At 67.5% G+C, this 23,865-nt stretch carries 25 protein-coding genes and 2 tRNA genes; 12 read left to right on the forward strand and 15 right to left on the reverse strand.

All coding sequences use genetic code 11. The annotated features are described in order from the left end of the window. Positions 1–23: 23 nt before the first annotated feature. Together G154_RS23985 and G154_RS23990 are read left to right on the forward strand one after the other, a co-directional pair. Complete coding sequence (locus G154_RS23985; RefSeq protein WP_019511614.1) at positions 24–413, forward strand: holo-ACP synthase; 390 nt, start codon at positions 24–26, stop codon at positions 411–413. Between the two features lie 103 nt (positions 414–516). Continuing rightward, positions 517–1,854, forward strand: coding sequence for a dipeptidase (locus G154_RS23990; RefSeq protein ID WP_019511615.1), 1,338 nt, complete (start codon positions 517–519; stop codon positions 1,852–1,854). On the opposite strand, the gene bcp is transcribed toward G154_RS23990, so the two are convergent. Continuing rightward, the gene (bcp, locus tag G154_RS23995; RefSeq protein WP_019511616.1) at positions 1,843–2,316 is read right to left on the reverse strand and encodes a thioredoxin-dependent thiol peroxidase; all 474 of its coding nucleotides are present in this window, start codon (positions 2,314–2,316) and stop codon (positions 1,843–1,845) included. The two genes, G154_RS23990 and bcp, sit on opposite strands and share 12 nt — an antisense overlap. A 92-nt stretch (positions 2,317–2,408) precedes the next feature. On the opposite strand from bcp, the gene G154_RS24000 reads away from it, so the two are divergent. Beyond that, complete coding sequence (locus G154_RS24000) at positions 2,409–2,636, forward strand: DUF3618 domain-containing protein (RefSeq protein ID WP_023986076.1); 228 nt, start codon at positions 2,409–2,411, stop codon at positions 2,634–2,636. Here G154_RS24000 and G154_RS24005 read toward each other — a convergent pair. The 5 genes from G154_RS24005 to G154_RS24025 form a co-directional block, all read right to left on the reverse strand. Then, positions 2,623–2,805 carry a hypothetical protein gene (locus G154_RS24005; protein WP_019511618.1) on the reverse strand — a complete coding sequence of 61 codons (183 nt, stop codon included), beginning with the start codon at positions 2,803–2,805 and terminating at the stop codon, positions 2,623–2,625. The two genes, G154_RS24000 and G154_RS24005, sit on opposite strands and share 14 nt — an antisense overlap. Positions 2,806–3,088: 283 nt before the next feature. Next, a complete protein-coding gene (locus tag G154_RS24010; protein ID WP_131701351.1) occupies positions 3,089–3,502 on the reverse strand; it encodes a hypothetical protein in 414 nt (137 codons plus the stop codon). Positions 3,503–3,695: 193 nt separating this feature from the next. Next, positions 3,696–4,088 carry a PaaI family thioesterase gene (locus tag G154_RS24015; protein ID WP_019511620.1) on the reverse strand — a complete coding sequence of 131 codons (393 nt, stop codon included), beginning with the start codon at positions 4,086–4,088 and terminating at the stop codon, positions 3,696–3,698. Then, complete coding sequence (locus G154_RS24020) at positions 4,085–5,506, reverse strand: acyl-CoA synthetase (protein ID WP_019511621.1); 1,422 nt, start codon at positions 5,504–5,506, stop codon at positions 4,085–4,087. Before G154_RS24020 ends, G154_RS24015 begins: the two co-directional genes overlap by 4 nt. Beyond that, on the reverse strand, positions 5,503–6,855 hold the full coding sequence (locus G154_RS24025) for an SLC13 family permease (protein ID WP_023986074.1): 1,353 nt from the start codon (positions 6,853–6,855) through the stop codon (positions 5,503–5,505). Before G154_RS24025 ends, G154_RS24020 begins: the two co-directional genes overlap by 4 nt. Before the next feature lie 133 nt (positions 6,856–6,988). Between G154_RS24025 and G154_RS24030 the strand changes: the two genes are divergently transcribed. Next, positions 6,989–7,738, forward strand: a complete 750-nt coding sequence (locus G154_RS24030) for an IclR family transcriptional regulator (RefSeq protein WP_019511623.1) — start codon at positions 6,989–6,991, stop codon at positions 7,736–7,738. Between the two features lie 109 nt (positions 7,739–7,847). On the opposite strand, the gene G154_RS24035 is transcribed toward G154_RS24030, so the two are convergent. Beyond that, positions 7,848–7,923 (reverse strand) — tRNA-Lys (locus G154_RS24035). 159 nt (positions 7,924–8,082) lie between these two features. Here G154_RS24035 and G154_RS24040 point away from each other — a divergent pair. Then, positions 8,083–9,303: an Ig-like domain-containing protein gene (locus tag G154_RS24040; protein WP_023986073.1), complete on the forward strand. Its 1,221-nt coding sequence runs from the start codon at positions 8,083–8,085 to the stop codon at positions 9,301–9,303. Here the strand turns inward: G154_RS24040 and G154_RS24045 are convergent. The 5 genes from G154_RS24045 to orn form a co-directional block, all read right to left on the reverse strand. Continuing rightward, entirely contained in the window at positions 9,300–9,770 is a 471-nt protein-coding gene (locus tag G154_RS24045; protein WP_019511625.1) for an SRPBCC family protein, read from the reverse strand. The genes G154_RS24040 and G154_RS24045 overlap by 4 nt on opposite strands. Next, positions 9,767–10,453, reverse strand: a complete 687-nt coding sequence (locus G154_RS24050; RefSeq protein WP_023986072.1) for a DUF899 family protein — start codon at positions 10,451–10,453, stop codon at positions 9,767–9,769. Before G154_RS24050 ends, G154_RS24045 begins: the two co-directional genes overlap by 4 nt. 60 nt (positions 10,454–10,513) lie before the next feature. After that, positions 10,514–11,629 carry a hypothetical protein gene (locus G154_RS24055; RefSeq protein ID WP_131701350.1) on the reverse strand — a complete coding sequence of 372 codons (1,116 nt, stop codon included), beginning with the start codon at positions 11,627–11,629 and terminating at the stop codon, positions 10,514–10,516. 117 nt (positions 11,630–11,746) lie between these two features. After that, positions 11,747–11,819, reverse strand: a tRNA-His gene (locus tag G154_RS24060). Between the two features lie 46 nt (positions 11,820–11,865). Continuing rightward, on the reverse strand, positions 11,866–12,495 hold the full coding sequence (gene orn / locus G154_RS24065; protein ID WP_031601619.1) for an oligoribonuclease: 630 nt from the start codon (positions 12,493–12,495) through the stop codon (positions 11,866–11,868). 81 nt (positions 12,496–12,576) lie between these two features. Here orn and G154_RS24070 point away from each other — a divergent pair, with 81 nt between their 5' ends. Further along, entirely contained in the window at positions 12,577–14,187 is a 1,611-nt protein-coding gene (locus G154_RS24070) for a helicase HerA-like domain-containing protein (protein WP_019511629.1), read from the forward strand. A 48-nt stretch (positions 14,188–14,235) separates the two neighbouring features. Here the strand turns inward: G154_RS24070 and cmrA are convergent, their stop codons facing one another. Then, entirely contained in the window at positions 14,236–15,042 is an 807-nt protein-coding gene (cmrA, locus tag G154_RS24075) for a mycolate reductase (protein ID WP_019511630.1), read from the reverse strand. 34 nt (positions 15,043–15,076) lie between these two features. Here cmrA and G154_RS24080 point away from each other — a divergent pair, with 34 nt between their 5' ends. Continuing rightward, positions 15,077–16,378, forward strand: a complete 1,302-nt coding sequence (locus tag G154_RS24080; RefSeq protein ID WP_019511631.1) for an MFS transporter — start codon at positions 15,077–15,079, stop codon at positions 16,376–16,378. Here the strand turns inward: G154_RS24080 and G154_RS26610 are convergent. Both G154_RS26610 and G154_RS24090 read right to left on the reverse strand, forming a co-directional pair. Continuing rightward, complete coding sequence (locus G154_RS26610; protein ID WP_019511632.1) at positions 16,375–17,121, reverse strand: MmpS family transport accessory protein; 747 nt, start codon at positions 17,119–17,121, stop codon at positions 16,375–16,377. The genes G154_RS24080 and G154_RS26610 overlap by 4 nt on opposite strands. Positions 17,122–17,163: 42 nt before the next feature. Beyond that, positions 17,164–17,754, reverse strand: a complete 591-nt coding sequence (locus G154_RS24090) for a TetR/AcrR family transcriptional regulator (protein WP_031601617.1) — start codon at positions 17,752–17,754, stop codon at positions 17,164–17,166. A 92-nt stretch (positions 17,755–17,846) separates the two neighbouring features. Between G154_RS24090 and G154_RS24095 the strand changes: the two genes are divergently transcribed. From G154_RS24095 to G154_RS24115, 5 genes are read left to right on the forward strand one after another with little or no spacing between them, the layout of a single operon-like run. Continuing rightward, positions 17,847–19,385 (forward strand): carboxyl transferase domain-containing protein, encoded by a 1,539-nt coding sequence (locus G154_RS24095; RefSeq protein WP_019511634.1) that lies wholly within the window; start codon positions 17,847–17,849, stop codon positions 19,383–19,385. Between the two features lie 5 nt (positions 19,386–19,390). Next, complete coding sequence (locus tag G154_RS24100) at positions 19,391–21,397, forward strand: acetyl/propionyl/methylcrotonyl-CoA carboxylase subunit alpha (RefSeq protein WP_023986071.1); 2,007 nt, start codon at positions 19,391–19,393, stop codon at positions 21,395–21,397. Further along, positions 21,394–22,554, forward strand: coding sequence for an acyl-CoA dehydrogenase family protein (locus G154_RS24105; RefSeq protein WP_019511636.1), 1,161 nt, complete (start codon positions 21,394–21,396; stop codon positions 22,552–22,554). Before G154_RS24100 ends, G154_RS24105 begins: the two co-directional genes overlap by 4 nt. Further along, on the forward strand, positions 22,551–23,051 hold the full coding sequence (locus G154_RS24110; protein ID WP_019511637.1) for a MaoC family dehydratase: 501 nt from the start codon (positions 22,551–22,553) through the stop codon (positions 23,049–23,051). Before G154_RS24105 ends, G154_RS24110 begins: the two co-directional genes overlap by 4 nt. Further along, complete coding sequence (locus tag G154_RS24115) at positions 23,048–23,860, forward strand: CoA ester lyase (RefSeq protein WP_019511638.1); 813 nt, start codon at positions 23,048–23,050, stop codon at positions 23,858–23,860. Before G154_RS24110 ends, G154_RS24115 begins: the two co-directional genes overlap by 4 nt. Positions 23,861–23,865: the final 5 nt, after the last annotated feature.

A 23,865-nucleotide genomic window follows, 5' to 3' on the forward strand; every position in this document is an offset into this window, starting at 1 on the left:
AGACGTCGGATACCGTTTCCGGAATGGGCATCGTTGGAGTAGGGATCGACCTGGTCTCGATACCGGATTTCGCCGAGCAGGTCGACCAGCCGGGAACGGTCTTCGCCGAGACGTTCACACCGGGGGAGAGGCGCGACGCCGCGGACAAGAGTTCGTCGGCGGCGCGTCACCTCGCGGCGCGGTGGGCGGCCAAGGAGGCCGTGATCAAGGCCTGGTCGGGCTCGCGGTTCTCCAAGCGGCCGATGCTGCCCGAGGGGATCCACCGCGATATCGAGGTGGTCACCGATATGTGGGGGCGGCCCAAGGTGCGCCTGACCGGTGCCATCGCCGAGCACCTCAAGGACGTGACGATCCACCTGTCGCTGACCCACGAGGCAGACACCGCCGCGGCGGTGGCGATCCTCGAGGCCTGATCTCCCGTTCCCCGCGAGCGTGCGTGTCTGCTGCCGGACACGCCGCCGTGGGCGGGAGTTTGCGCACGCTCGTGGGGCGACGGCAGCGGACTAGCCTTGAGCCATGACCGATGTTGCCGCGCGTGTCCGTGAATTGTTGCCCTCGGTGCGGGCCGATCTGGAGGATCTGGTCCGCATCGAGTCGGTGTGGGCGGACCCGGCCCGCAGGCCAGAGGTGCATCGCAGCGCCGAGCTGACGGCAACGTTGTTGTCGCAGGCCGGTTTCGACGATATCCAGATCGTTGCCGAAGGCGGTGCTCCCGCCGTGATCGCCCGTCGCCCCGCACCCGAGGGTGCGCCGACGGTGCTGCTGTACGCCCACCATGATGTGCAACCCGAGGGTGACGCCACGCAATGGCACTCGCCGCCGTTCGAACCCACCGAGCGCAACGGCCGGCTCTACGGCCGCGGCACCGCCGACGACAAGGCCGGTATCGCAACACATCTGGCGGCCATCCGGGCCTTCGGGGACGAACTCCCCGTGGGGGTCACGGTATTCGTCGAGGGCGAGGAGGAGTCCGGCTCGCCATCTCTGACGGCGTTGTTAGCGGCACATCATGACCTGCTTGCCGCCGATGTCATCATCATCGCCGACTCCGACAACTGGGCGGTCGACATCCCGGCGCTGACGGTTTCGCTGCGCGGGCTCGCCGATTGTGTCGTGGAGGTGTCGACGCTGGATCACGGTCTGCATTCCGGGCTGTGGGGCGGGGTGGTGCCGGACGCGCTCAGCGCGTTGGTGCGGCTGCTGGCAAGCCTGCACGACGATGCGGGCAATGTCGCCGTCGAGGGACTGTACGAAGCCGCGGCCGCCGAGGTCGAGTTCAGCGACGAACGGGTGCGCGCCGATTCCGGCCTGCTCGACGGGGTGCGGCAGATCGGTTCGGGTCCGGTGGTGCAACGGATGTGGGCGCGCCCGGCGATCACGGTGATCGGGATCGACACCACGCCGATCGCCAAGGCGTCCAACACGTTGGTGCCCAGCGCCCGGGCAAAGGTGAGCATGCGGGTGGCCCCCGGCGGGGACGCCCGCGAACACCTCGCCGCGCTGACCCGACACCTGCAGGCGCACGCGCCGTGGGGCGCCCGGGTCACGGTGACTCCCGGTGATATCGGTCAGCCGTACGCCATCGATGCCACGGGACCGGTGTACGAAGCGGCCCGTCAGGCGTTCCGCACCGCGTGGGGTCGCGAACCCATCGATATGGGCATGGGTGGGTCGATCCCGTTCATCGCCGAGTTCGCCGCGGCCTTCCCGGATGCCGAGATCCTGGTCACCGGAGTGGAGGATCCCGGCACCCAGGCGCACAGCATCAACGAGAGCCTGGACCTTGGCGTGCTGGAGCGCGCCGCGACGTCGGAGGCACTGTTCCTGAAGGCCCTGGGCGCCCTAGACGGATAGGTCGCGGCGCAGCTTGGCCACGTGGCCGGTGGCCTTGACGTTGTACTGCGCCACCTCGATGACGCCCTTCTCGTCGACGAGGAACGTCGAGCGGATGACCCCCTGCACGGTCTTGCCGTACATGCTCTTCTCGCCGAACGCGCCCCAGGCGGTCAACACCTTCTTGTCCGGATCCGACAGCAGCGGGAAGGTCAGTCCCTCGGCGTCGCGGAACTTTGCCAGCTTCTCGGGCTTGTCGGGTGAGATGCCGACGACGTCCAGACCCGCCTCGTTGAGTTCGGCCAGGCTGTCCCGGAAATCGCAGGCCTGCTTGGTGCAGCCGGGAGTGGATGCCGCCGGGTAGAAGTACACGATCACCTTGCGGCCCGCGAAGTCGGACAACGCAACGGTGTTGCCGTCGGCATCGGGAAGGCTGAAGTCCGGTGCCTTGTCGCCGACTGCCAGCCGAGGGGTCTGTGCCATGGGTGGATGTGCCTTTCTTTCGCGACCGGGGCAACGTGGTCGGCTCCGGCTGCTCTAGGGTAATTCGGTACGCCGACGACATGGAGGACACAGTGGCTGATCGGGATCCCGAGGCGATCAAGAAGGACATCGACCAGGCTCGTGATCAACTGGCGGCGACGGTGGACTCACTGGCCGTGCGCGCGAACCCCCAGCGGCTGGCCGATGATGCCAAGGCCAAGGCGCTGGCGTTCGTGACGAAGCCGCCGGTGCTGGTATCGCTGGCCGGTGTCGGCGTGGTCGTGGTGGTGCTGGTGATCCGCGGGATCAGGCGCCGCTGACGGCGTCGTAGCGATTGCGGCGTGACCGCCACCAGTCCAGGATCGACCTGGTCGGCGGATTGGCGGTGCGGCCGAGGCGGCTGCAACTGATGACATCCACGGCGCTCACGGTGGCTGCGGCGGCCTCGGATGCGGCGGCCGCCGGCCTTGATGCGCTATCGCTCGGCATCAGCTAATACCTCGTTTCGTCCCCCGACACTTGCTGACACCCGATCTCTCGGCAGTCAGCTAACTTGAGCCTAGCATGACCGCGGTAGCCGTGTTTGCTGGATTTTGCGCGAACTACCTGGGTTTTTACCGCCAATCACGCAGTATTCGGTGCCTTCGCAGGTCAGCAACTGTACGTGATGGCAGGATCTCAGCACATTCGGCGCGTAGTGGATGACGGCGTCGTGCGGCAACTTCGTGCACTCGGGCCGCAACGGTCCGCAATCATGGCGGATCGACGGAGGTCAGCCCGACAGGCCGATGACCGGTTGATACCCGAACCCGCCGGTGCCGACCAATACCGCGCTGACCAATTCGTCGGTGATGGCGAGATCGGCGTTGACGTCTTTATCGGTACGCGCTGTGGGAACGGTGCCGGAATTGACGCGGTGTTCGCAATCGACGGCATAAAGGTCTTTGCCGAGGAGCATCACGCCGACTTCGGAAACGGCATGCGGTCGCCCGTCACCCGGAATGCAGGGTGTCAATATCACGCTTGCGGCCGGGTCGCGCAACGCCGACGTGCCGGTCGCCGCGGGGAGCTGCACCGGCGCCGCGATGTTCTCGACCCGGATGCCGCAGGCGGCGGTGCTCAGGCAGGACAGTGCCAGAACGGACAACAGCAACGGGCGCGTAGGCGTTCGAGTCGAGCGCACCATCCCGCTCCTTCCCGGTACCCCGGCGGTTCTGTCACTGCGCCACCGGCCGGTATTCGGCCGGGAAATTCAATTCGACGAATCAAGCCACTTTTATTTACGGAGCGGGAAATAATATAGCGGACACTGCAATTCGATAACGGATTGAATTCTTACACGGCGTGTCGTGTTGCGCGTGCTTTATCGACCATATTCGTCACGGGGTGGAATGTTTGGCGCGGCGGGTGGCCCTGCCGGTCGCGCGGGCAACCGTGCCGCCCGCGGCGTTCACGAGTCGTACGACAAAGATGTCCTCGCGGGCGAGCCGCTCGTCGACCGAGGCGGAGGCCACCAACGCGTCTCCTTCGCGCGCGGGTGCCAGATAGTCGATGTGGATCGAGCTGACCACGCCGCTGTGGGTGGAATTGTTCGCCGCGGCCGCCAGCGCGGCGCCGACCACGCTGAACAACAGCGCGCCGTGTGCGGTCCCGTGCGGATTCAGGTGTTCCGGACCGACGGTCAGCGCCGCGGTCGCTGAACCGTTGTCGAAATTCTCGACGACGATGCCGAGGTGGCGGGCGTAGTGGTCGACAGGTGCCTGGGTGCTCACATCAGTGCTTTCTTCTGGATTTTGCCCATCGCGTTGCGTGGCAGGGCGGTGACGAATCGGATCTCGCGGGGACGCTTGTGCCAGGACAGGTCCTCGGCGACGTGGGCGATGAGTTCCTCGGCCAGCACCTCGCCGGCGGTCGGGGAGTCGGTGACGACGAAGGCGATGATTCGCTGTCCCAGGTCGTCATCAGGTGCGCCGATCACCGCGACCTCGGAGACCTCGGGCAGGGCGAGCAGCGAGGTCTCGATCTCCCCGGCGCCGATGCGATAGCCGCCGGATTTGATCAGGTCCACCGATTCCCGACCCACGATGCGGTGGAACCCGCGCTCGTCGATCGCGGCCAGGTCGCCGGTGACGAACCAACCGTCCTCGGTCCAGCACGATGCCGTGATCTCGGGCAGGTTGAGGTATCCGTCGAACAGCATGGGGCCGCGGACCTCGAGTCGGCCGATCGATTCGCCGTCGTGGGGGACCGGGCCGCCGTCGTCGGCGCGCAGGCGTGTCTGCGCACCGGTGATCGGCAGGCCCACCCAGCCCGGGCGTCGTTCACCGTCGGCGCGGGTGCTCAGCGTGATCATGGTCTCGGTCATGCCGTACCGCTCGACCGGGGCGTGCCCGGTCAGCTCGCGCAGCCGTTCGAACACCGGCACCGGCAACGGAGCGCTGCCGCTGACCAGCAGCCGCGCCGAGGACAGCGCCGTGGCGGACGACTCGTCGCGGGTGATGCGGGTCCAGACCGTCGGCACGCCGAAGTACATGGTGGCGGCGGTCTCGGCGTAACGCTGCGGGGTCGGTTTGCCGGTGTGGACCAGACGCGAGCCGATGTGAAGTGATCCCAGCACGCCGAGGATCAGGCCGTGGGTGTGGAACAGCGGGAGGCCGTGGGCCACGGTATCGGCCGATGTCCACGCCCAGGCCTGCGCCAGCCCGTCCAAGCCGGCGGCGATCGCATGGTGGCTCAACAGCACACCCTTCGGCGCGCCCGTCGTTCCGGAGGTGTAGAGGATGATCGCAACCTGCTGCGGGTCAACAGGTTCCAGTTCAGCGGCCGGTGTCCGGTCGTGGTCGGGCACGGCGACGGGCAGCTCGACACCCTGGCGCGCAGCGCCGACCCACACGGTGGCCGCGGAATCGGCCAGGATGTGGTTCACCTCGGCCGGTCCGGCGTCCGGTGGCACAGGCACCACCGGAATGCCGGCGAGCAGACAGCCGGTGACCGCCACGACGGTGCGCAGCGTCGGTTCGGCGTCGACGGCCACCACCGGGGCGGGGCCGCCGGCACGCAGATCGGCGCCGAAGGACGATGCGATGTCACGAAGTCGCCTGCGCGACAACGAGTGCCCGTCGATGGTGATCATCTTGTCATCGTCGGCGACGCCATCGTCGAGCAATGCGCGCAGCAGGGGAGCGGTCATGACAAGACCATCCCGGGCACGATGAGCACGAGGGTCAGGACCACCGGTCCGACCACCACCATCGACAGGCCCCACCGGGTGAGCAGCTTGGTCATCCGGGGCCGGGCGTCCTCGTCGACGGTGGTCGCCACGTAGGTGGCCCCGACGGTGGAGAACGGGGAGACATCGACGATCGATGCGCACACACCGATGGCGCAGATCAGCGCCCAGCCGGGGATGCCACCGTCGGCGATCAGCGGAAGGGCCAGCGGCACAAGGGCGGCCAACATGCCGGTGGTGGAGGCGAAGGCCGAGATCAGTCCGGCCGCCGCGCACAGCAGCACCGCGGCCACCAGAGGTGAGCCGAGATGAACCGCACCCTCGCCGAGCATGTCGACCACACCCATCTCGGTCAGCACACCGACATAGGTGATGATGCCGCCGACCAGAAGCACCGAACCCCAGTCGATCCGGCTCATCGCCTTCTTGCCCGAGGAGGCGTCGAGCAGGGCGGCGACAGCGCCCAATCCGTAGCCGAGCACGCCGATATCGGGTGTCAGGCCCATCAGTGACATCACCACGACCGCGCCGACGAGCACCACCATCATGGCGATGGTCAACATCTGCATCCCGGTGGGACGTTCGGGGGCGGGCAACTCGTCGTCGCCCCCCGGGGTGTCACCGTCACCGATATCGAGGGTGGAGCCGCCGTACTGGGGCAGGGCCGCACCGCGGGCGACCATGGCCTCGCTGAAGGCGGGCGCCTGGGCGGTGATGACCTTCTTGCGTCCGAACATCACGTAGGCCACCGCGAGCAGCACGAGGTTCAGTGCGAGCGCGACACCGAAGAGCAGCAGCGGGCTCAGCGCGATACCGGCCTCGTTCGCCGTACCCCAGGTGATGATGCCGAAGAGGCTGGTGGGCGCGAACGCGCCGGCGCTCAGGCCGGCGCCCATGGCCAGGGCCATCAACATGGGGTCGATACCGCGTTTGTGCGCGATGCTCATGCCCATCGGTGCCATCACCAGGCCGCCGAGTGGTGCGCCCATGGCCGAGATGACGGCGGTGAGAGCGAAGAACACCGCGGGGAAGAGGGCGTCGCGGTTGCCCACCCGTGCCAGCGAGGCCTGGATGAGCCACTCGATGGTGCCGTTGCTGTGCGCGATACCGAAGAAGTAGGTCACCCCGACCAGGAGCACCAGGATGCTCAGCGGGAACTCACCGATGACCTGGTTCAGGCTCAGATCGGCGAGCCAGAGTCCCACCACGCAGGCGACGGGGAACATCACGATGCCGATGTTGACGTTGCGGATGGCGGCGATCGCGAACACCGCGATGAATATCCCGAGTGCGACCAGTTGTGCCGTCACGGCGAGCACCTCCTGTTGGCTTTTGCTGTCGTTTTGTTGTCAGTCGTTGACAGCGGTCCGTAGAATGGACCGACGGTTCGTCTGGTAGACCGAACTGCTGTAACCTAACTCACATCAACCCGGGGAGGCAACCTTGGCCACAGAGAGCGTCATATCGGCGTTTCGGGTACTCGAGGCGGTCGCCGAGGCGCAGCCGGTGGGCCTGTCCGACCTGGCGCGCCGGGTCGAACTGCCCAAGAGCACCGTCCAGCGGATCCTGCTGACCCTGCAGGAAGTGGGCTGGCTACGGCCGACGGACACGACCCCGACCCGCTGGCAGCTGACCTACCGCGTGGTGGCGGTGGTCGGCCGCGCCGGCGGCGGGGAGAGTCTGCGCGATATCGCGCTGCCGGTGATGAACGAGCTGCAGTTGGCGACGACCGAGACGGTCCACCTCGCCGCGCCCGACGGGGACTCGCTGGTGTTGGTGGAGCGCCTGGACACCCCGCACCGGTTGCGCGCATTCCTGGCGCTCGGTGAGCGGATCGCGTTGCACGCGTCGGCCACCGGGCTGGCCTATCTCTCCGCGTGCGATCCGGATTACCTCGATCGCTACCTGGCCGGAGCGCTGCCGGCCCAGACGCCGGACACCCTCACCGATCCGGACCGGATCCGCGCGGTGGTCAACGAGATTCGCGAGCGGGGGTACTCGGTGAACGAGGGTGGGCTCTCGGTCGGCATCTCATCCCTCGGCGCGCCGATCTTGGGGCCCACCGGACCGGTGGCCGCGCTGTCGGTATCGGGGCCGTCCAGCCGCATCTGCGCCGAACGTTTCGACGATCTCGGGGCGAAGGTCCGCGACGCGGCGACCAGGATCAGCCGGGCGCTGCGAGGGGAGCGCTGAGCGCCCGGGGCCCCGGACGACGTGCGCCTACGACTTGCCCTAAAACGACTTTCCCCAAAACAACTTGCCCCGAAACGACAAAGGCCCTGCCGAAGCAGGGCCTTTGCGGTGGTGCGCCGTCAGGGTTTCGAACCCCGGACCCGCTGATTAAGAGTCAGCTGCTCTACCAACTGAGCTAACGGCGCGCGGATGAAACAATAACAGCACCGGCGCGCAGAGGTGAAATCCGCATTACAGAGCCGGTTTGCGGCCTCGCCGGACCGCCGGTTGTCGGCGGTTCCCTTAGACTATCGCCAGGAAGTTTGTGACCCAGCGGGTCCGTGGCATGAGGTGGGGCTAGAAGTATGGTGCAGGATTCGCCGCGGGTGGGCGTACGTCGAGCAAGGACGTGGGGGACCGCGATCGCAGTGGGGCTGGTGGCCGCAATCGCGCTGAGCGCCTGTGGCTCTCAACAGGCCCCCGAACAACCGAGGACCATCGCCGACAAGGGCACCCCCTTCGGTGATCTGCTGGTGCCCAAGCTGAGCGCTTCGGTGACCGATGGTGCCGTCGGCGTGACGGTCGAAGAGCCGGTGACGGTGAGCACCGAGGGCGGCGTGCTCGGGTCGGTGAACCTCGTCGACGAGAACGGCTCGGCGGTGGCAGGTCAGCTCAGCAAGGACGGGCTGACCTGGTCGACCACCGATCCGCTGGACTACAACGCCAGCTACACACTGACGGCCAGCTCTCAGGGGCTGGCCGGCGCGGCGTCGACGCAGATGACCTTCGAGACGCACTCGCCGAAGAACCTGACCATGCCCTATGTGCTGCCCAACAAGGGCGAGGTCGTCGGAGTCGGACAGCCGATCGCCATCCGCTTCGACGAGAACATCGCCAACCGGTCCGCCGCGGAGCAGGCCATCAAGGTCACCACGACGCCCAAGGTCGAAGGTGCCTTCTACTGGCTGAACAATCGCGAAGTCCGTTGGCGCCCAGCGCAATACTGGAAGCCCGGCACCAAGGTCGAGGTGGCCGTCAACACCTACGGCGTCCAGTTGGGTGACGGATTGTTCGGCCAGGACAACGCGAGCACCGACTTCACCATCGGCGACCAGCTGATTGCGACGGCCGACGACTCGACCAAGACGCTGACCGTCCGGCGCAACGGCGAGGTGATCAAGACCATGCCGATCTCGATGGGCAAGGACAGCACCCCGACCAACAACGGGACCTACATCATCGGTGACCGGTTCGCCGAGCTGGTGATGGATTCGTCGACCTACGGCGTTCCGGTCAACTCGCCCAACGGATATCGCACCGAGGTGGATTACGCCACGCAGATGTCCTACAGCGGTATCTACGTGCACGGGGCGCCGTGGTCGGTGGGCAGCCAGGGCTACAGCAATGTCAGCCACGGCTGCCTCAACGTCAGCACCGCGAATGCGCAGTGGTTCTACGAGAACACCAAACGTGGTGACATCGTCGAGGTCGTCGGCACGGTCGGTTCGGTGCTTCCCGGAACCGACGGCCTCGGAGACTGGAACATCCCGTGGCCGCAGTGGAAGGCCGGCAACGCCAGCACCTAGACCGTTGAGCGTTCCAGGGCCGCCAGGGATTGTTCGAGGTACTGCGGCCCGAACGGCGGCATGCTGCCGATCCGGTCACGGAAGCTCTGCGGTGTGCCCGACCAGTCGTAGGTGATGGTGACGTCGGTGCCATCCCCATTGGGGGTCAGGTCGTAACACCACGACCACCCGCCGGGCTGATGGTCGCCCGATTCGTCGAGCCGGCCGGGCCGCCAACCGATCCGGCGGTCGTGCTCGAAATCGGTCACCAGGTTGTGCATCACGTAGTGCCCGCCGACGAAGTCCTTGAACATGTTGACCACAAAGATCTGCCCGGCCTCGGTGATGGGCTGCTGGCTGACCGCGTCGCGCACCCAATCGCCGGGCTCGGTGTCCTGGTGACGGCCCGGGTCGGACAGCACGGCGAAAATGCGGTCCGGTGCGGCGGGGATGGTGCGGGTGACGACATAACGCTCGGTGGTGCTCACTGCGCGGAACCCTTTCCGTAGAGACGTGCGATATCGGGGCTGTCCAACCATCCGGAGTATGTCGGACGCGACGGCCAACCCGCGGGGGAGTCCAGCCACTCCTCCTGTCTGCCCCACGGCAACAGGTCGATCAGCGCGAAAGAACTACTGAGCTGTTCGGTGCCGCGGCCGTTGGTGTGCCAGGTCCGGTAGACCTTATCCCCATCGCGCATAAAGACATTCACCGCGAATCCCTCGCCGGGTGCGGCATCCACATCGGCACCGAAGCCGGTGCCGGCCGCCGAGTACCACTGCATCGCATTACCGACCCTGTCCCGGTAGGCCAGTGCCTCATCGATCGGCCCGTTGGTGACGATGACGAAGCGTGCGTCGTAGTTGTCCAGGAAATCCAGCCGGGTGAACTGCGAGGTGAAACCCGTGCACCCGCCGCACTGCCACTGCGCCCCGTCACTCCACATGTGGTGGTAGGTGATCAGCTGTGACTTCCCGGCGAACACGTCGGCCAGCCGGACCGGGCCGTCGGCGCCGGTCAAGACGTACTCGGGCAGCTCGACCATCGGCAGCCTGCGGCGCTCGGCGGCGATGGCGTCGAGCTCGCGGGTGGCGGCCTTCTCCCGCCGGCGCAGGTCCTCCAACGCCGTGCGCCACGTGTCCTGGTCCACCACCGGTGGTCTGGCGGTCATGTTGTCTCCCTCCACGAAGTGTGTCGTTGTGTAGACCGCCGCCGCGGGCACTACTCATCGCTACCGGTCGTCGCTGAACGCCAGCGCCGCCGGCACCCGGCCCGTGGTGGCCGGGGGACCCAACAGCACCCGGGAGGTCCCGGCGGCGGTGTCATAAGCGATCAGGGCGATACCCGGTCCGCAGGAATCGGTGACCCGGAGCAGTAGCGTGCCGCCACTGGCTCCGACGACCACCACGGATTTGCCGGCGTCCACTCCGGGCACCGCCAGCAGCGCATCGCGGCGCACCAGCGAGGTGGCTCCGCACGCGCCCAGCGACTGGAAGAACGCGCCCTCGGGCAACCGCCAGGCCGCCACATCGCCGTAGTCATCGCGGCGGCCCGAGCTGAACGCGGTGAGCGCGGTCGGTGTCGACCCGTCCAGCGGGATCTGCCACAACTGATTACCGATCAGCTCCACGTCCGAACAGCGGGCCAGCACGGCGCCGCTGTTCCACCAGCGCACCGGTACGCAGTGGGTGTTCGGTCCCGGCAGATCGAGGTGGTCGCGTAACCGGCCGTTGTTGCCGACGACGGCCAGGCCCTTGTCTGCGCCGAGCACCAGCAGGGTGCCGTCGATGCTGGCCAGGTGGTGGCCGTTGAAACTGCCCGCCGCTCCGAGCCGGTCGGTGGCGTAGGAGAGCTGCTCGACGCCGTCCAGGTCGACACGGCGCAGGGTCCTGCGGTCCTCGTCGGTGACGAACAGGGCCTTGCCGGTGGGCCGGGTGTAGCGGGCCGCGATGCGTCCCTCCATGGTGGTGACCGTGGTGGCGCCGGTGCTCAGGTCCAGTTCGGTGAGCGTCGTGGTGCCATAGGTGCCCGCGTCGTAGTCGCTGGAGCTGAACAGCGCGCGCCTGCCGTCACCGGACCAGTCGGTGAGCCGATAGTTTGCGGCCAGTTCGGTGATCCGATGCCGGTCACCGGCCGGGCTGACCAGCGTCAGTGTGGTCGTGTCGGGGCTTTCGGCCCAGGTGGCCAGTGTCCAACCCGATCCGACCTGTGCCCACGGCACGTCACGGTCGATCAGTCGGGTGGGTGCGTCATGCGCGACGGTGGGTCCGCTGGAGACCGCGGTGCCGCAGCCGGCCGCCAGCAGTGCCAGGCATGCCAGCCCGGCGACGGTCTTGGAGGTCCCCACCTGCCAGATCATCCTGCGGGTGCGTGCCGGAAACGCGGAAACGCGTCGCTTTTCTCCGAATCGGGACCTCGAACGCGAAAACGCCGCCCACCTGAGTGGGCGGCGTTCCCGTTACCGGGTGGCTGACGGGACTCGAACCCGCGACAGCCAGGATCACAACCTGGTGCTCTACCAACTGAACTACAGCCACCATTGCCGCGTGAGCGGCGCTGACGATCTTAACCGCATGAGGGTCGTTACACCGAATCGGTTTGGTTCGGCGCGCTGCCGCGGGGGCCCAGCTCGGCGGCGACCGCCGCGATCTCGCTGGTCGAGGGCCCGGGCGCGGCCACGAACGCGGTGCGCCGGTAGTACTTGAGCTCCTGGATGGACTCGTGGATATCGGCCAGCGCCCGGTGGGCCAGACCCTTCTCGGGCTGACCGAAGTAGATCCGCGGGTACCAGCGCCGGCACAGCTCCTTGATCGAGCTGACGTCGATCATCCGGTAGTGCAGGTAGTTGTCCAGGGTCGGCATGTCGCGAGCGATGAAACCGCGATCGGTCGCGATCGAATTGCCGCACAGCGGAGCGGTTTTGGCGGTCTTCACATGGCTGCGGATGTAGTCCAGCACCATCGTCTCGGCGGTGGCGAGGTCGATGTCGGAGGCCAGCACCTCCTTGTCCAGCCCGGAATTCGCATGCATCTTGGCGACCACCTCGACCATGCCGGACAGGTCCTCGGCCTCGGCGTGGATCACCACGTCGATACCGTCGCCGAGGACGTTGAGGTCGGCATCGGTGACCAACGCGGCAATCTCGATGAGCTTGTCGGACTTCAGATCGAGCCCGGTCATCTCGCAGTCGATCCACACCAGTTCTTCACGCACAGCGATCCACAGTATTCCCACCGCCGATGATCAGCTGCGTGAACCCGCCCCGACGGGGTGCGCTTCAGTAATGTCTGCCGCATGACGGTGCAGCCCGAGCAGACCCCCGCACAACAGATCGCCGCAGGTTATGCCACTCAGGGGCAGGCTCTGGAGCTCGGCGCGGTCGTCGTCGACGGGGTGGTCGATCCGGGCGCGGCGGTCCGCATCCCGCTGGCGATGGTGAACCGGCACGGTCTGGTCGCCGGCGCCACCGGCACCGGCAAGACCAAATCGCTGCAGCTGATGGCCGAGCAGCTCTCGGCCGCCGGGGTGCCCGTGGTGATGGCCGACGTCAAAGGCGACCTGTCCGGTCTGTCGCAGCCGGGCGCCAACAGCGACCGGACCCTGCAACGCGCCGCCGACACCGGCGATGCCTGGGCCCCTGCCGCCCACCCGGTCGAGTTCCTGTCCCTGGGCACCGACGGCATCGGTGTCCCGGTGCGCGCGACCATCACCAGTTTCGGGCCCATCCTGCTGTCGAAGGTGCTGGGGCTCAACGCAACCCAGGAGTCGACGCTCGGACTGATCTTCCACTTCGCCGATCAGAAGGGGCTGGCGCTGCTGGATCTCAAAGACCTGCGCGCGGTCATCCAGTACCTGATCAGTGACGAGGGCAAACCCGAACTCAAGGCGCTGGGCGCGGTGTCGACCACGACGGCCGGGGTGATCCTGCGCGCGCTGGTCAACCTGGAGGCCGAGGGTGCGGACACCTTCTTCGGCGAGCCGGAGCTCGAACCCAAGGACCTGATCCGGGTCGACGCGCAGGGTCGCGGTGTCATCACGCTGCTGGAGCTCGGTGACCAGGCGGCCCGCCCGGTCATGTTCTCGACCTTCCTGATGTGGGTGCTGGCCGACCTGTTCACGACGCTGCCCGAGGAGGGCGACCTGGACAGGCCGAAACTGGTGTTCTTCTTCGACGAGGCGCACCTGCTGTTCGACGACGCCTCCAAGGCATTCCTGGCGCAGGTGGAGCAGACCGTGAAACTGATCCGCTCCAAGGGTGTCGGCGTCTTCTTCTGCACCCAGCTCCCCACCGATGTACCCAACGGCGTACTGAGCCAGCTCGGTGCCCGGGTGCAGCACGCGTTGCGCGCGTTCACTCCCGACGATCAGAAGGCGCTGTCCAAGACCGTCCGCACCTATCCCAAGACCACGACCTACGACCTGGAGTCGGCGCTGACGTCGTTGGGTATCGGGGAGGCCATCATCACCGTGCTCTCGGAGAACGGTGCCCCCACCCCGGTCGCCTGGACCCGGATGCGGGCGCCGCGCTCCCTGATGGACACCATCGGTCCGGACGCGATCAGGGCGGCGGCGCAGGCCAGTCCGTTACAGGCGACCTACGGGCAGACCATCGACCGCGAGTCGGCCTACGAGTTGCTCACCGCGCGACTGGCACCGCCCCCGCCGCCGGTGACCGCCCCGGTGCCGCCCCCGCCGACCGCGACCGTGCCTGATCTGCCGCCGCCGTTGTACCCGGATCCGGTGGCGATCCCTGATTACCCGCCGCCGGCCCCGATGGAGCCGAGCCTGCTGGACAAGGTGGTGGACAGCCCGGCGTTCAAGAGCGCCATGCGCTCGGCGGGCACGGTGATCGGGCGTGAGATCACCCGCAGCATCTTCGGTACCGGCCGGCGTCGGCGGCGGTGATTTCGGCGCGCTCGCGCTCGCTGACCGAGCGCCGGCGCGCCGAAATCGCTACTCGCCGCCCAGTTTCTTGTAGACCGCGCCGACGATCGGGGTGACGATCGCGCGCGGGGCGTAGCCGCTGGCCACCGACATCGCCTTGGACGTCAGGCCCGGCACGATGCGCATCTTGTTGGCCTCCAGGGCATCGAGTGAGACCTTGGCGGTGTACTCGGTGTTGATCCACAGGAAATCCGGGATCAACCGCTCCACCAACGACTGCTCGGAGACATCCGGCAGCTCGGTGCGCACCGGTCCCGGCGCCAGCAGCGTGACGTGTATGCCGTCCTTCTTGACCTCACCGCGCAGCGACTCGCTGAAGGTGTTGGCGAACGCCTTGGTGGCCGCGTAGGTGGCGTTGTTCGGGATCGGGGAGTTGCCAGCCGCCGACCCGGAGATCAGGATGCCGCCGGCCCGGCGCTCCAGCATGCCCGGCAACACGGCCAGGCACAGATCGTGCACGGCGATGGCGTTGAGCTGTACCTGGGCCTTCTCGCCGGCGGGGTCGAGCTTGGCCAGCGGTCCGAAGGTGGCGGTGCCGGCGTTGGCGCACAGGATCGAGATGTTGCGCTCGGCAAGCTCCGCGCAGAACACCTCACGGGCGGCCGGGTCGGCCAGATCGACCGCACGCACCTCGACCGTCACACCGTGCCGTGCGGTGATGCGTGCGGCGAGGTCGGTCAGCACGTCACCGCGGCGCGCGGTGACGATCAGATGGTGGCCGCGTCCGGCGAGATCGAAGGCGAGGGCCTCACCGATGCCCTGCGAGGCGCCGGTGACGACTGCGCGGGCGTCGGGATGGGGAGCGGGTACAGGCATGGGAGAAATCGTAGGGACCGTTAGGGTGACGGCCATGAGCAGCCCCGGGTCGGCGCCCGATACGGCCCGGCGGTCCCAGGTCCGATCGTGGGTTCTCTACGACTGCGGTGCCACCGCGGTGAACGCGATCGTGGTGACCTTCGTCTTCTCCGTCTACCTCACCAACGCCGTCGGGGAGGGTCTGCCGGGGGACACCTCCCCGTCGAGCTGGCTGGGTCGCGCGCTCACGGTGGCCGGCCTGATCGTCGCGCTGTTCGCGCCGATCACCGGTATCTGGGTCGACGCGCCACACCGTCGCCGTCGCGCTCTGGCGCTGCTCACCGGGGCGGTCGTGGTGCTGGTCGCCGGCATGAGCTTCATCGGCACCGACCACTCGTATCTGTGGGCCGGGCTGGCGCTGCTGGCCATCACCGCCGCCTGTAACGACCTGGCGACCGTGCCCTACAACGCGATGCTGAGCCAGTTGTCCACGCCGGCAACCTCGGGACGCATCTCCGGGGCCGGACTGGCGGTCGGTTACGGCGGCAGCGTGGGCCTGCTGCTGATCGTCTATGCGCTGTTCATCTCCGGTGACGGCGGTCTGCTCGGGCTGCCCACCGATGACGGCCAGAACGTGCGGGCCGCGATGCTGCTGACGGCCGCCTGGTTCGTGGTGTTCGCGCTGCCGCTGGTGCTCAAGGGGCCCAATCCGCCCGCGGACGCAGCACATCGGCCGGTCGGCATCATCGCCTCCTACCGCAAGCTGTGGCACGAGGTGCGCAGCGAGTGGCGCCGTGACCGCAACGTCGTCTACTACCTGGTCGCCAGCGCGGTGTTCCGCGACGGTCTCACCGGCGTGTTCACCTTCGGCGCGGTGCTCGGGGTCAACGTGTACGGCATCTCCCCGGCCAGCGTGCTGCTGTTCGGGGTGTGCGCCTGCCTGGTGGCTGCGCTGGGCGCGGTGGTCGGCGGGCTGCTCGACGACCGGTTCGGTGCCAAGCCGGTGATCCTCGGCGCGCTGTCGCTGATGATCATCGTCGGGCTGACGCTGATGACGTTGTCGGGTCAGCTGGCGTTCTGGGTGTGCGGATTGCTGCTGTGTCTGTTCATCGGCCCGACGCTCTCGGCGGCGCGCACCCAGATGCTGCGGATGTCCACCGAAGGTAAGGAGGGCGTCGCGTTCGGGTTGTACATGACCACCGGCCGGGCCGCCGCCCCGCTCGCGCCGTGGCTGTTCTTCCTGTTCATCGACGCGTTCGGCACCGACCGGGCCGGCATGGGCGGGCTGTGCGTGGTGCTCGCGCTCGGCCTGATCCTGATGCTGGGCGTCAAGACGCCGCGCGTCAGCGCGCGTTAGGGCAGCGGGCTGCAGATCGTCAGGCCGGAGCCGGTGCGCTGCTGCACCTGAGCGCCCTCGATGTCGATCGAGCAGGTGACCTCGCGGCCGACGTTGATGATGCTGACGCTGGCCGATTGATTGGCCGGGCCCTGCAGTGACACCTCTTTGCTCCACGGCAGCACCACGTTGAACTCGGTCTGCAGGACACCACCGCTGTCGACGTAGGTGATGTTGATGGCGCGGCCCTGTCCGCTGACGGTGTAGACGACGGTTTCGGTGGTCCCCGGGGTCGACGGCGCGGTGGTCGACGGTGTCGTGCTGGGCGCCGGTGCGGCGGTGCGCGGGCTGGTCGTCGTGGTGGGGCGCCGGGTGGTGGTGGGGGCTGCGGGCGTGCCGGTCGGTTCGGTCAGCGACGGTACGGGCGCCACGACGGTCTGCTGCTGGCTGCTGTTGACGATCACCAGCGCGATGACCAACCCGATGACGGTGACGACGGCGATGCCGGCGACAACCCACAACCAGCGCGGGGTGCGCGGCGGCTCCGGGGGTTCGGGAGTACCCGGCGGCGGGGGAGGCGGTGTGCCGCCGTAATGACCGGTGTACGGGTCATAACCGTAGGCCGGATAGGCCGGGACCTGCTCGGTGGGCCGAGCGCTGTAGGGGCTCTGGCCCGCGTATGCGGGGTCGGAGTACCCGGGATAGCCGTACTGGCCACCGTCGAGCCGACGGGTCGGCTCGTCCCGACGGGGATATTCGGTCATGCCCACCTCATGGGCCCCACGGTACCCGCGCGGCTACGGATTTCAGTGCGCGGCGGTCAAGGCGGCGATCGTCATCGCCCGCAGCACCGGCCTGGACGGGTGGGTGGTGCTCGGGGCTTTCAGGCTGTACGGAGTGGAGTTGAGCAGGCCGAATGCAGCGTGCGCCATGACCCGGGCGTCGGCCTCGTCGATATCGGGGTCGATCCGGCGAAGTACGTCGACCCAGATCTCGACGTACTGACGCTGCGCTTTCCGTACCTGTCGCGCCGCCGCCGGTGGGAGGTGGCTCAGATCGCGGTCCTGGATGCGGATGAGATTGGATTCGCCGAGGGCGAAGTCGAGGTGGAACTCGATGAGTCTGTCCAGTGCCTCGCGGGCCCCGGCTGCCTCGGCGACGACGGATTGCCCGCCGGCCAGCAATCTGGTGCTGATCCCCACGAGCAGCTCGACCAGGAGGGCCTCCTTGTTGGCGAAATGCCGGTAGATCGCCGGCCCGCTGACACCGACCGCCGAGCCGATGTCCTCCAATCGGACCGACAGGTATCCGTGTTCGGCCACCAACCGCTCCGCGGCGGCGATCAATTGATCGCGCCGGTCGGATTTGGCTCTGCTGCGCGGAGTCTCAGTGGGCATCCCCGGATCCATCTCGAACGTAGACATTTGAGTTAATTACGATTAACATACCATGAGTTAATCATGATTAACTCAAATGGACGGGTTCATCGATGACGCATCGTGAAGCGCACACCGCGCTGGTGTCCGAACTCCGCGCCAAACTGGCCACCGCGGCACGCGGCGGACCGGACAAGGCGCGGGATCGGCATGTGGGGCGCGGAAAACTGTTACCCCGAGACCGGGTGGACACCCTGCTCGATCCGGGGAGTCCGTTCCTCGACATCGCGCCGCTGGCCGCCGATGGCATGTACGACGACGAATGTCCCGGGGCCGGGCTGATCGCCGGTATCGGCCGGGTGAGCGGACGCGAATGCATGGTGGTGGCCAACGACGCCACCGTCAAGGGCGGCACCTACTACCCGATCACCGTCAAGAAGCACCTGCGCGCCCAGGAGATCGCCGCCCAGAACCGGTTGCCGTGTCTGTATCTCGTCGATTCCGGCGGCGCCTTCCTGCCACGCCAGGACGAGGTGTTCCCCGACCGCGAACACTTCGGGCGCATCTTCTTCAACCAGGCCACCATGAGCGCCAAGGGCATCCCGCAGATCGCCGCGGTACTGGGATCCTGCACCGCCGGCGGCGCGTACGTCCCGGCGATGAGCGACGAGGCCGTCATCGTCCGCAATCAGGGCACCATCTTCCTGGGCGGCCCACCCCTGGTGAAGGCCGCGACCGGCGAAGTCGTCACCGCAGAGGAACTCGGCGGCGGAGACCTGCACTCCAAGACCTCCGGTGTGACAGATCATCTCGCCAACGACGACCGTGACGCGCTGCGCATCGTCCGGCGCATCGTGTCCACCTTCGGCCCGCGTCAGGACCCACCGTGGCAGATGCGGCCCGCCGTCGATCCGATCGCCGACCAAACCGAGCTCTACGACGTGGTCCCGGTGGATTCGCGGGTGCCCTATGACGTGCACGAGGTGATCACCCGGATCGTCGATGGCGGTGAATTCGCCGAGTTCAAGGCCGAATACGGCACCACGCTGGTCACCGGCTTCGCCCACATCCATGGTCACCCCGTCGGGATCATCGCCAACAACGGCGTGTTGTTCGGCGAATCCGCGGTCAAGGGAGCACATTTCATCGAACTGTGCGACAAGCGCAACACCCCGCTGGTGTTCCTGCAGAACATCGCCGGATTCATGGTGGGCCGCGATTACGAGGCCGGTGGTATCGCCAAGCACGGCGCGAAGATGGTCACCGCGGTCGCATGCGCCCGGGTGCCCAAGCTCACGGTGGTCATCGGTGGGTCCTATGGTGCGGGCAACTACTCGATGTGCGGGCGGGCGTACTCGCCGCGTTTCCTGTGGATGTGGCCCAACGCCCGCATCTCGGTCATGGGCGGTGAGCAGGCCGCCTCCGTGCTGGCCACGGTGCGAGGCGAGATGACACCGGAGCAGGAGGAGGCCTTCAAGGCGCCGATTCGTGAGCAATACGAACACCAGGGCAATCCGTACTACTCGACCGCCCGGTTGTGGGATGACGGCGTGATAGACCCCGCCGACACCAGAGCGGTTCTGGGACTTGCCCTGTCAGTGGCCGCACAGGCTCCGTTGGAGCCGGTGTCCTACGGCGTCTTCAGGATGTGATGCAGATGGTCAACGAACTCTTCCACACCGTATTGGTCGCCAACCGCGGGGAGATAGCCGTCCGCGTCATCCGGTCGCTGCGCGCGCTGGGCATCCGGTCGGTGGCGGTCTACAGCGACGCCGACGCCGGTGCTCGCCACGTCCGTGAGGCCGATACGGGCGTGCGTATCGGTCCGGCCGCGGCCCGGCAGAGCTATCTGAACATCGACGCCATCGTCGATGCCGCCCGGCGGACCGGTGCGCAGGCCGTGCATCCCGGATACGGATTCCTGGCCGAGAACGCAGATTTCGCGGCCGCCCTGCACGCCGCGGGCATCGTGTTCATCGGCCCACCGGTGCGCGCGATCAAGACGATGGGTGACAAGATCGCGGCCAAGGCGGCGGTCTCGGAGTTCGACGTCCCGGTGGTGCCCGGCATCTCGCGGCCCGGGCTGACCGACGATGAGCTGATCGCCGGCGCGCCCGATGTCGGTTTTCCGGTCCTGGTCAAACCGTCCGCGGGCGGTGGCGGCAAGGGCATGCGGGTGGTCCACGATGCCACCGAACTACCGGCGGCCCTGGTCTCGGCGCGGCGCGAAGCGGCCTCGGCTTTCGGTGACGACACGCTGTTCCTGGAACGGTTCGTGTTGAATCCCCGGCACATCGAGGTCCAGGTGCTGGCCGACAACCACGGCAACGTGATCCACCTCGGCGAGCGCGAATGCAGCCTGCAGCGCCGGCACCAGAAGGTCATCGAGGAGGCCCCGTCGCCACTGTTGGATGCGCCGACCCGGGCCCGGATCGGCGAGGCGGCATGTAACACCGCACGCAGCGTCGACTACACCGGGGCGGGCACAGTGGAGTTCATCGTCTCGGCCGACCGTCCAGACGAGTTCTTCTTCATGGAGATGAACACCCGCCTGCAGGTGGAGCATCCGGTGACCGAGATGGTCACCGGCGTCGACCTGGTCGAACAGCAGATCCGTATCGCGGCCGGCGACCCGCTGCCCCTTACGCAGAGCGATATCACGCTCACCGGGCACGCCATCGAGGCGAGGGTGTACGCCGAGGATCCCGGCAGCGGATTCCTGCCGACCGGCGGCACGGTGCTCGAGGTCGTCGAACCTGGCGATGACCGGGGAATCGGCACGACGCGAGTCGATTCGGGGATCTACGCCGGAACGGTGGTGGGCAGCGATTACGACCCGATGCTGGCCAAGGTGATCGCCCACGGCCCCGACCGCGATGCGGCTCTGCGTGGTCTGGATCGTGCGCTATCGGATACCGCGATCCTCGGCGTCACCACCAACATCGACTTCCTGCGCTTCCTGCTCGCCGATCCCGATGTGCGCGCGGGCCGCCTCGACACCGGACTGCTGGACCGGCGGTTGCCGGAGTACGTTTCCCCGCACGCCGATGACGCAGACCTGATCGCGGCCGCGACGTTCCGTTGGCTGCAGGGCTGGCAGAACCGCAGCGATGATCTGTGGTCGGCGCCCTCGGGCTGGCGCACCGGGGCCCACGCCCCGACCGTGACGCGGGTGGCCTCGGGGGCGCGTGTCGAGCACGTCCGCCTGACCGGTGTACCCGAATCTGCCACGGCCACCGTCGAACACGGCGGAGCCCAGCAGATCAGCGCCGCACTGACGGGGCGGGTGCTCACCCTCTCAATCGACGGCGTGCGCGCCGAGTTCGTCGTCGCCGCCGACGGCGCCGATATCTGGCTGGCGGGCCCGGACCACACCATCCTGGTGCGCGAAGTGCGCGAAGCATCGGTGCGCGCTGACGACGCGCATGCCGGCGATGCCGAATTGCTCAGCCCCATGCCGGGATCGGTGGTCGCCGTGGGAGTCGACAGCGGCGCCGATGTGTCCGCCGGGGAGGTCGTCGTCACCGTCGAGGCGATGAAGATGGAACACGCGCTCAAAGCACCCGTCGACGGTATTGCCGAGCTACTCGTCGCCGTCGGCGACCAGGTCAAGGTCGGGCAGCCCCTTGCCCGCATCACCGCAAGCAAGGAGTCCCAACGATGACCGATTACCTTTCCACCGGCACGCTGCCCGACGATTACGCGCAGCTGGCCAAGACCGTCCGTGACTTCGCGCAGGCCGTCGTGGCACCGGTGGCCGCCACACACGATGCCGAGCACAGCTTTCCCTATGAGGTCGTCGACGGGATGGCCGAGATGGGACTCTTCGGACTCCCGTTCCCCGAAGAGTACGGCGGCATGGGCGGCGACTACTTCGCCCTGTGCCTGGCGCTGGAGGAACTCGGCAAGGTCGACCAGAGCGTGGCCATCACCCTGGAAGCCGGTGTCTCCCTCGGCGCCATGCCGGTCTACCGGTTCGGCAACGAGGCGCAGAAGCAGCAGTGGCTGCCGCTGCTGGCCAGCGGTAAGGCGCTGGGCGCCTTCGGGCTCACCGAGGCCGGCGGCGGCAGCGATGCCGGTGCCACCAAGACGACGGCGAAGGAGGATGGTTCGGACTGGGTCATCAACGGCTCCAAGCAGTTCATCACCAATTCCGGGACCGATATCACCAAGCTCGTCACCGTCACGGCCGTCACCGGCGAGACCGAGGGCAAGAAGGAGATCTCGGCCATCCTGGTGCCGGTCCCGACGCCGGGGTTCACCGCCGAACCGGCCTACAACAAGGTCGGCTGGAACGCCTCGGACACCCATCCGTTGAGCTTCGACGACGTGCGGGTGCCGCAGGAGAATCTGCTCGGCGCACGCGGCCGCGGGTACGCCAACTTCCTGAGCATCCTCGACGAAGGCCGCATCGCGATCGCCGCGCTGTCGGTCGGCGCCGCCCAGGGTTGCGTGGACGAGTGCGTGAAATACGCCAAGGAACGCGAGGCGTTCGGTGCGGCCATCGGCAGCTACCAGGCCATCGCCTTCAAGATCGCCAGGATGGAGGCGCGCGCCCACGTCGCGCGCACCGCGTACTACGACGCCGCCGCGCTGATGCTGGCGGGCAAACCCTTCAAGAAGGCGGCGTCGGTGGCCAAGCTGGTGTCCAGCGAGGCGGCCATGGACAACGCCCGCGACGCCACCCAGATCTTCGGCGGCTACGGGTTCATGAACGAGTACTCGGTGGCCCGTCACTACCGCGACTCCAAGATCCTCGAGATCGGCGAGGGCACAACCGAAGTGCAGCTGATGCTCATCGCGCGGGGGATGGGCCTGTGACGGCGGCCGGGGAACCCAGAAAGGTCGTCGAGCAGCGCGGGCTGTGGTTCGAGGAGTTCGAGACCGGGGTGCTGTACCTTCATCGGCCCGGCCGCACCATCACCGAGGCCGACAACGTCCTGTTCACCACCTTGACGATGAATACCCAGGCGTTGCACCTGGACGCCGCGTTCGCCGATGCGCTGCCGCCGTTCAACCAGCGACTGGTCAACTCCATGTTCACGTTGTCGACCCTTGTCGGTCTCTCGGTGGCGCAACTGACCCAGGGCACCATCGTCGGCAACCTCGGATTCTCCGAAATCGCCTTCCCGAAGCCGCTTTTCCACGGTGACACGCTGTACGCCGAGTCCGAGGTCGTCGACAAGCGAGAGTCCAAGAGCCGCCCCGGCGAAGGGATCGTCACCTTCGCCCACGTCGGCCGCAACCAGCACGGTGACATCGTCGCAACGGCATCGCGAAAGACCATGGTGCGCAAGAGGCCACAGGAGAACCGGTGAGTTTCGCCAACAATGGTCCGGCATGGATCTTCTGCCCGGCCGATCGTCCCGAACGCTTCGCCAAGGCCGCGGCCGCCGCCGATGTCGTCATCCTCGACCTCGAGGACGGTGCAGGTGACAAACCGGCCGCCCGCGACGCGATCGTCGGCACCCCGCTGGACCCGGCTCGCACCGTCATCCGGATCAACCCGCACGGCACCGAGGACCAGCGGCTGGACTTGCAGGCCCTGGGCCGCACCGGCTACACCACCGTCATGTTGCCCAAATGTGAGGCACCCGAACAGGTAATGGCCCTGGCGCCGCTGCAGGTAGTCCTGATCGTCGAGACCCCGCTGGGCGCGCTGACGGTGACCGAAACCGCCGCGGCGGCCAACACCATCGGCGTCATGTGGGGTGCGGAGGACCTGTTCGGTGCCCTCGGCGGAACCACCAACCGTGTCGCGGACGGGTCTTACCGGGACGTCGCCAAACATGTCCGGTCCCAGTCGTTGCTGGCGGCCAAGGCCCACGGAAAGCTGGCGCTGGACTCGGTGTACATCGACATCAAGGATCTGGACGGGTTGCGCCGCGAGACCGACGACGCCGTCGCCGTCGGCTTCGATATCAAGGTCGCGCTGCACCCGACGCAGGTGAGCGTGATCCGGGACGGCTACGCGCCCACCGGGGAGCAGGTGCAGTGGGCGCGACACGTCCTGGCCGCCGCGGCAAACCACCGGGGCGCATTCGCCTTCGAGGGCATAATGGTGGATGCCCCGGTACTGCGGCGGGCCGAGCGGATCGTCCAGCTTGCGCCCCACCCCGGTAGCTAGCCGGC

It is taken from the genome of Mycobacterium sp. VKM Ac-1816D, assembly GCF_000416385.1.
In the GTDB taxonomy this organism is placed as follows: Bacteria; Actinomycetota; Actinomycetes; order Mycobacteriales; family Mycobacteriaceae; genus Mycobacterium; species Mycobacterium neoaurum_A.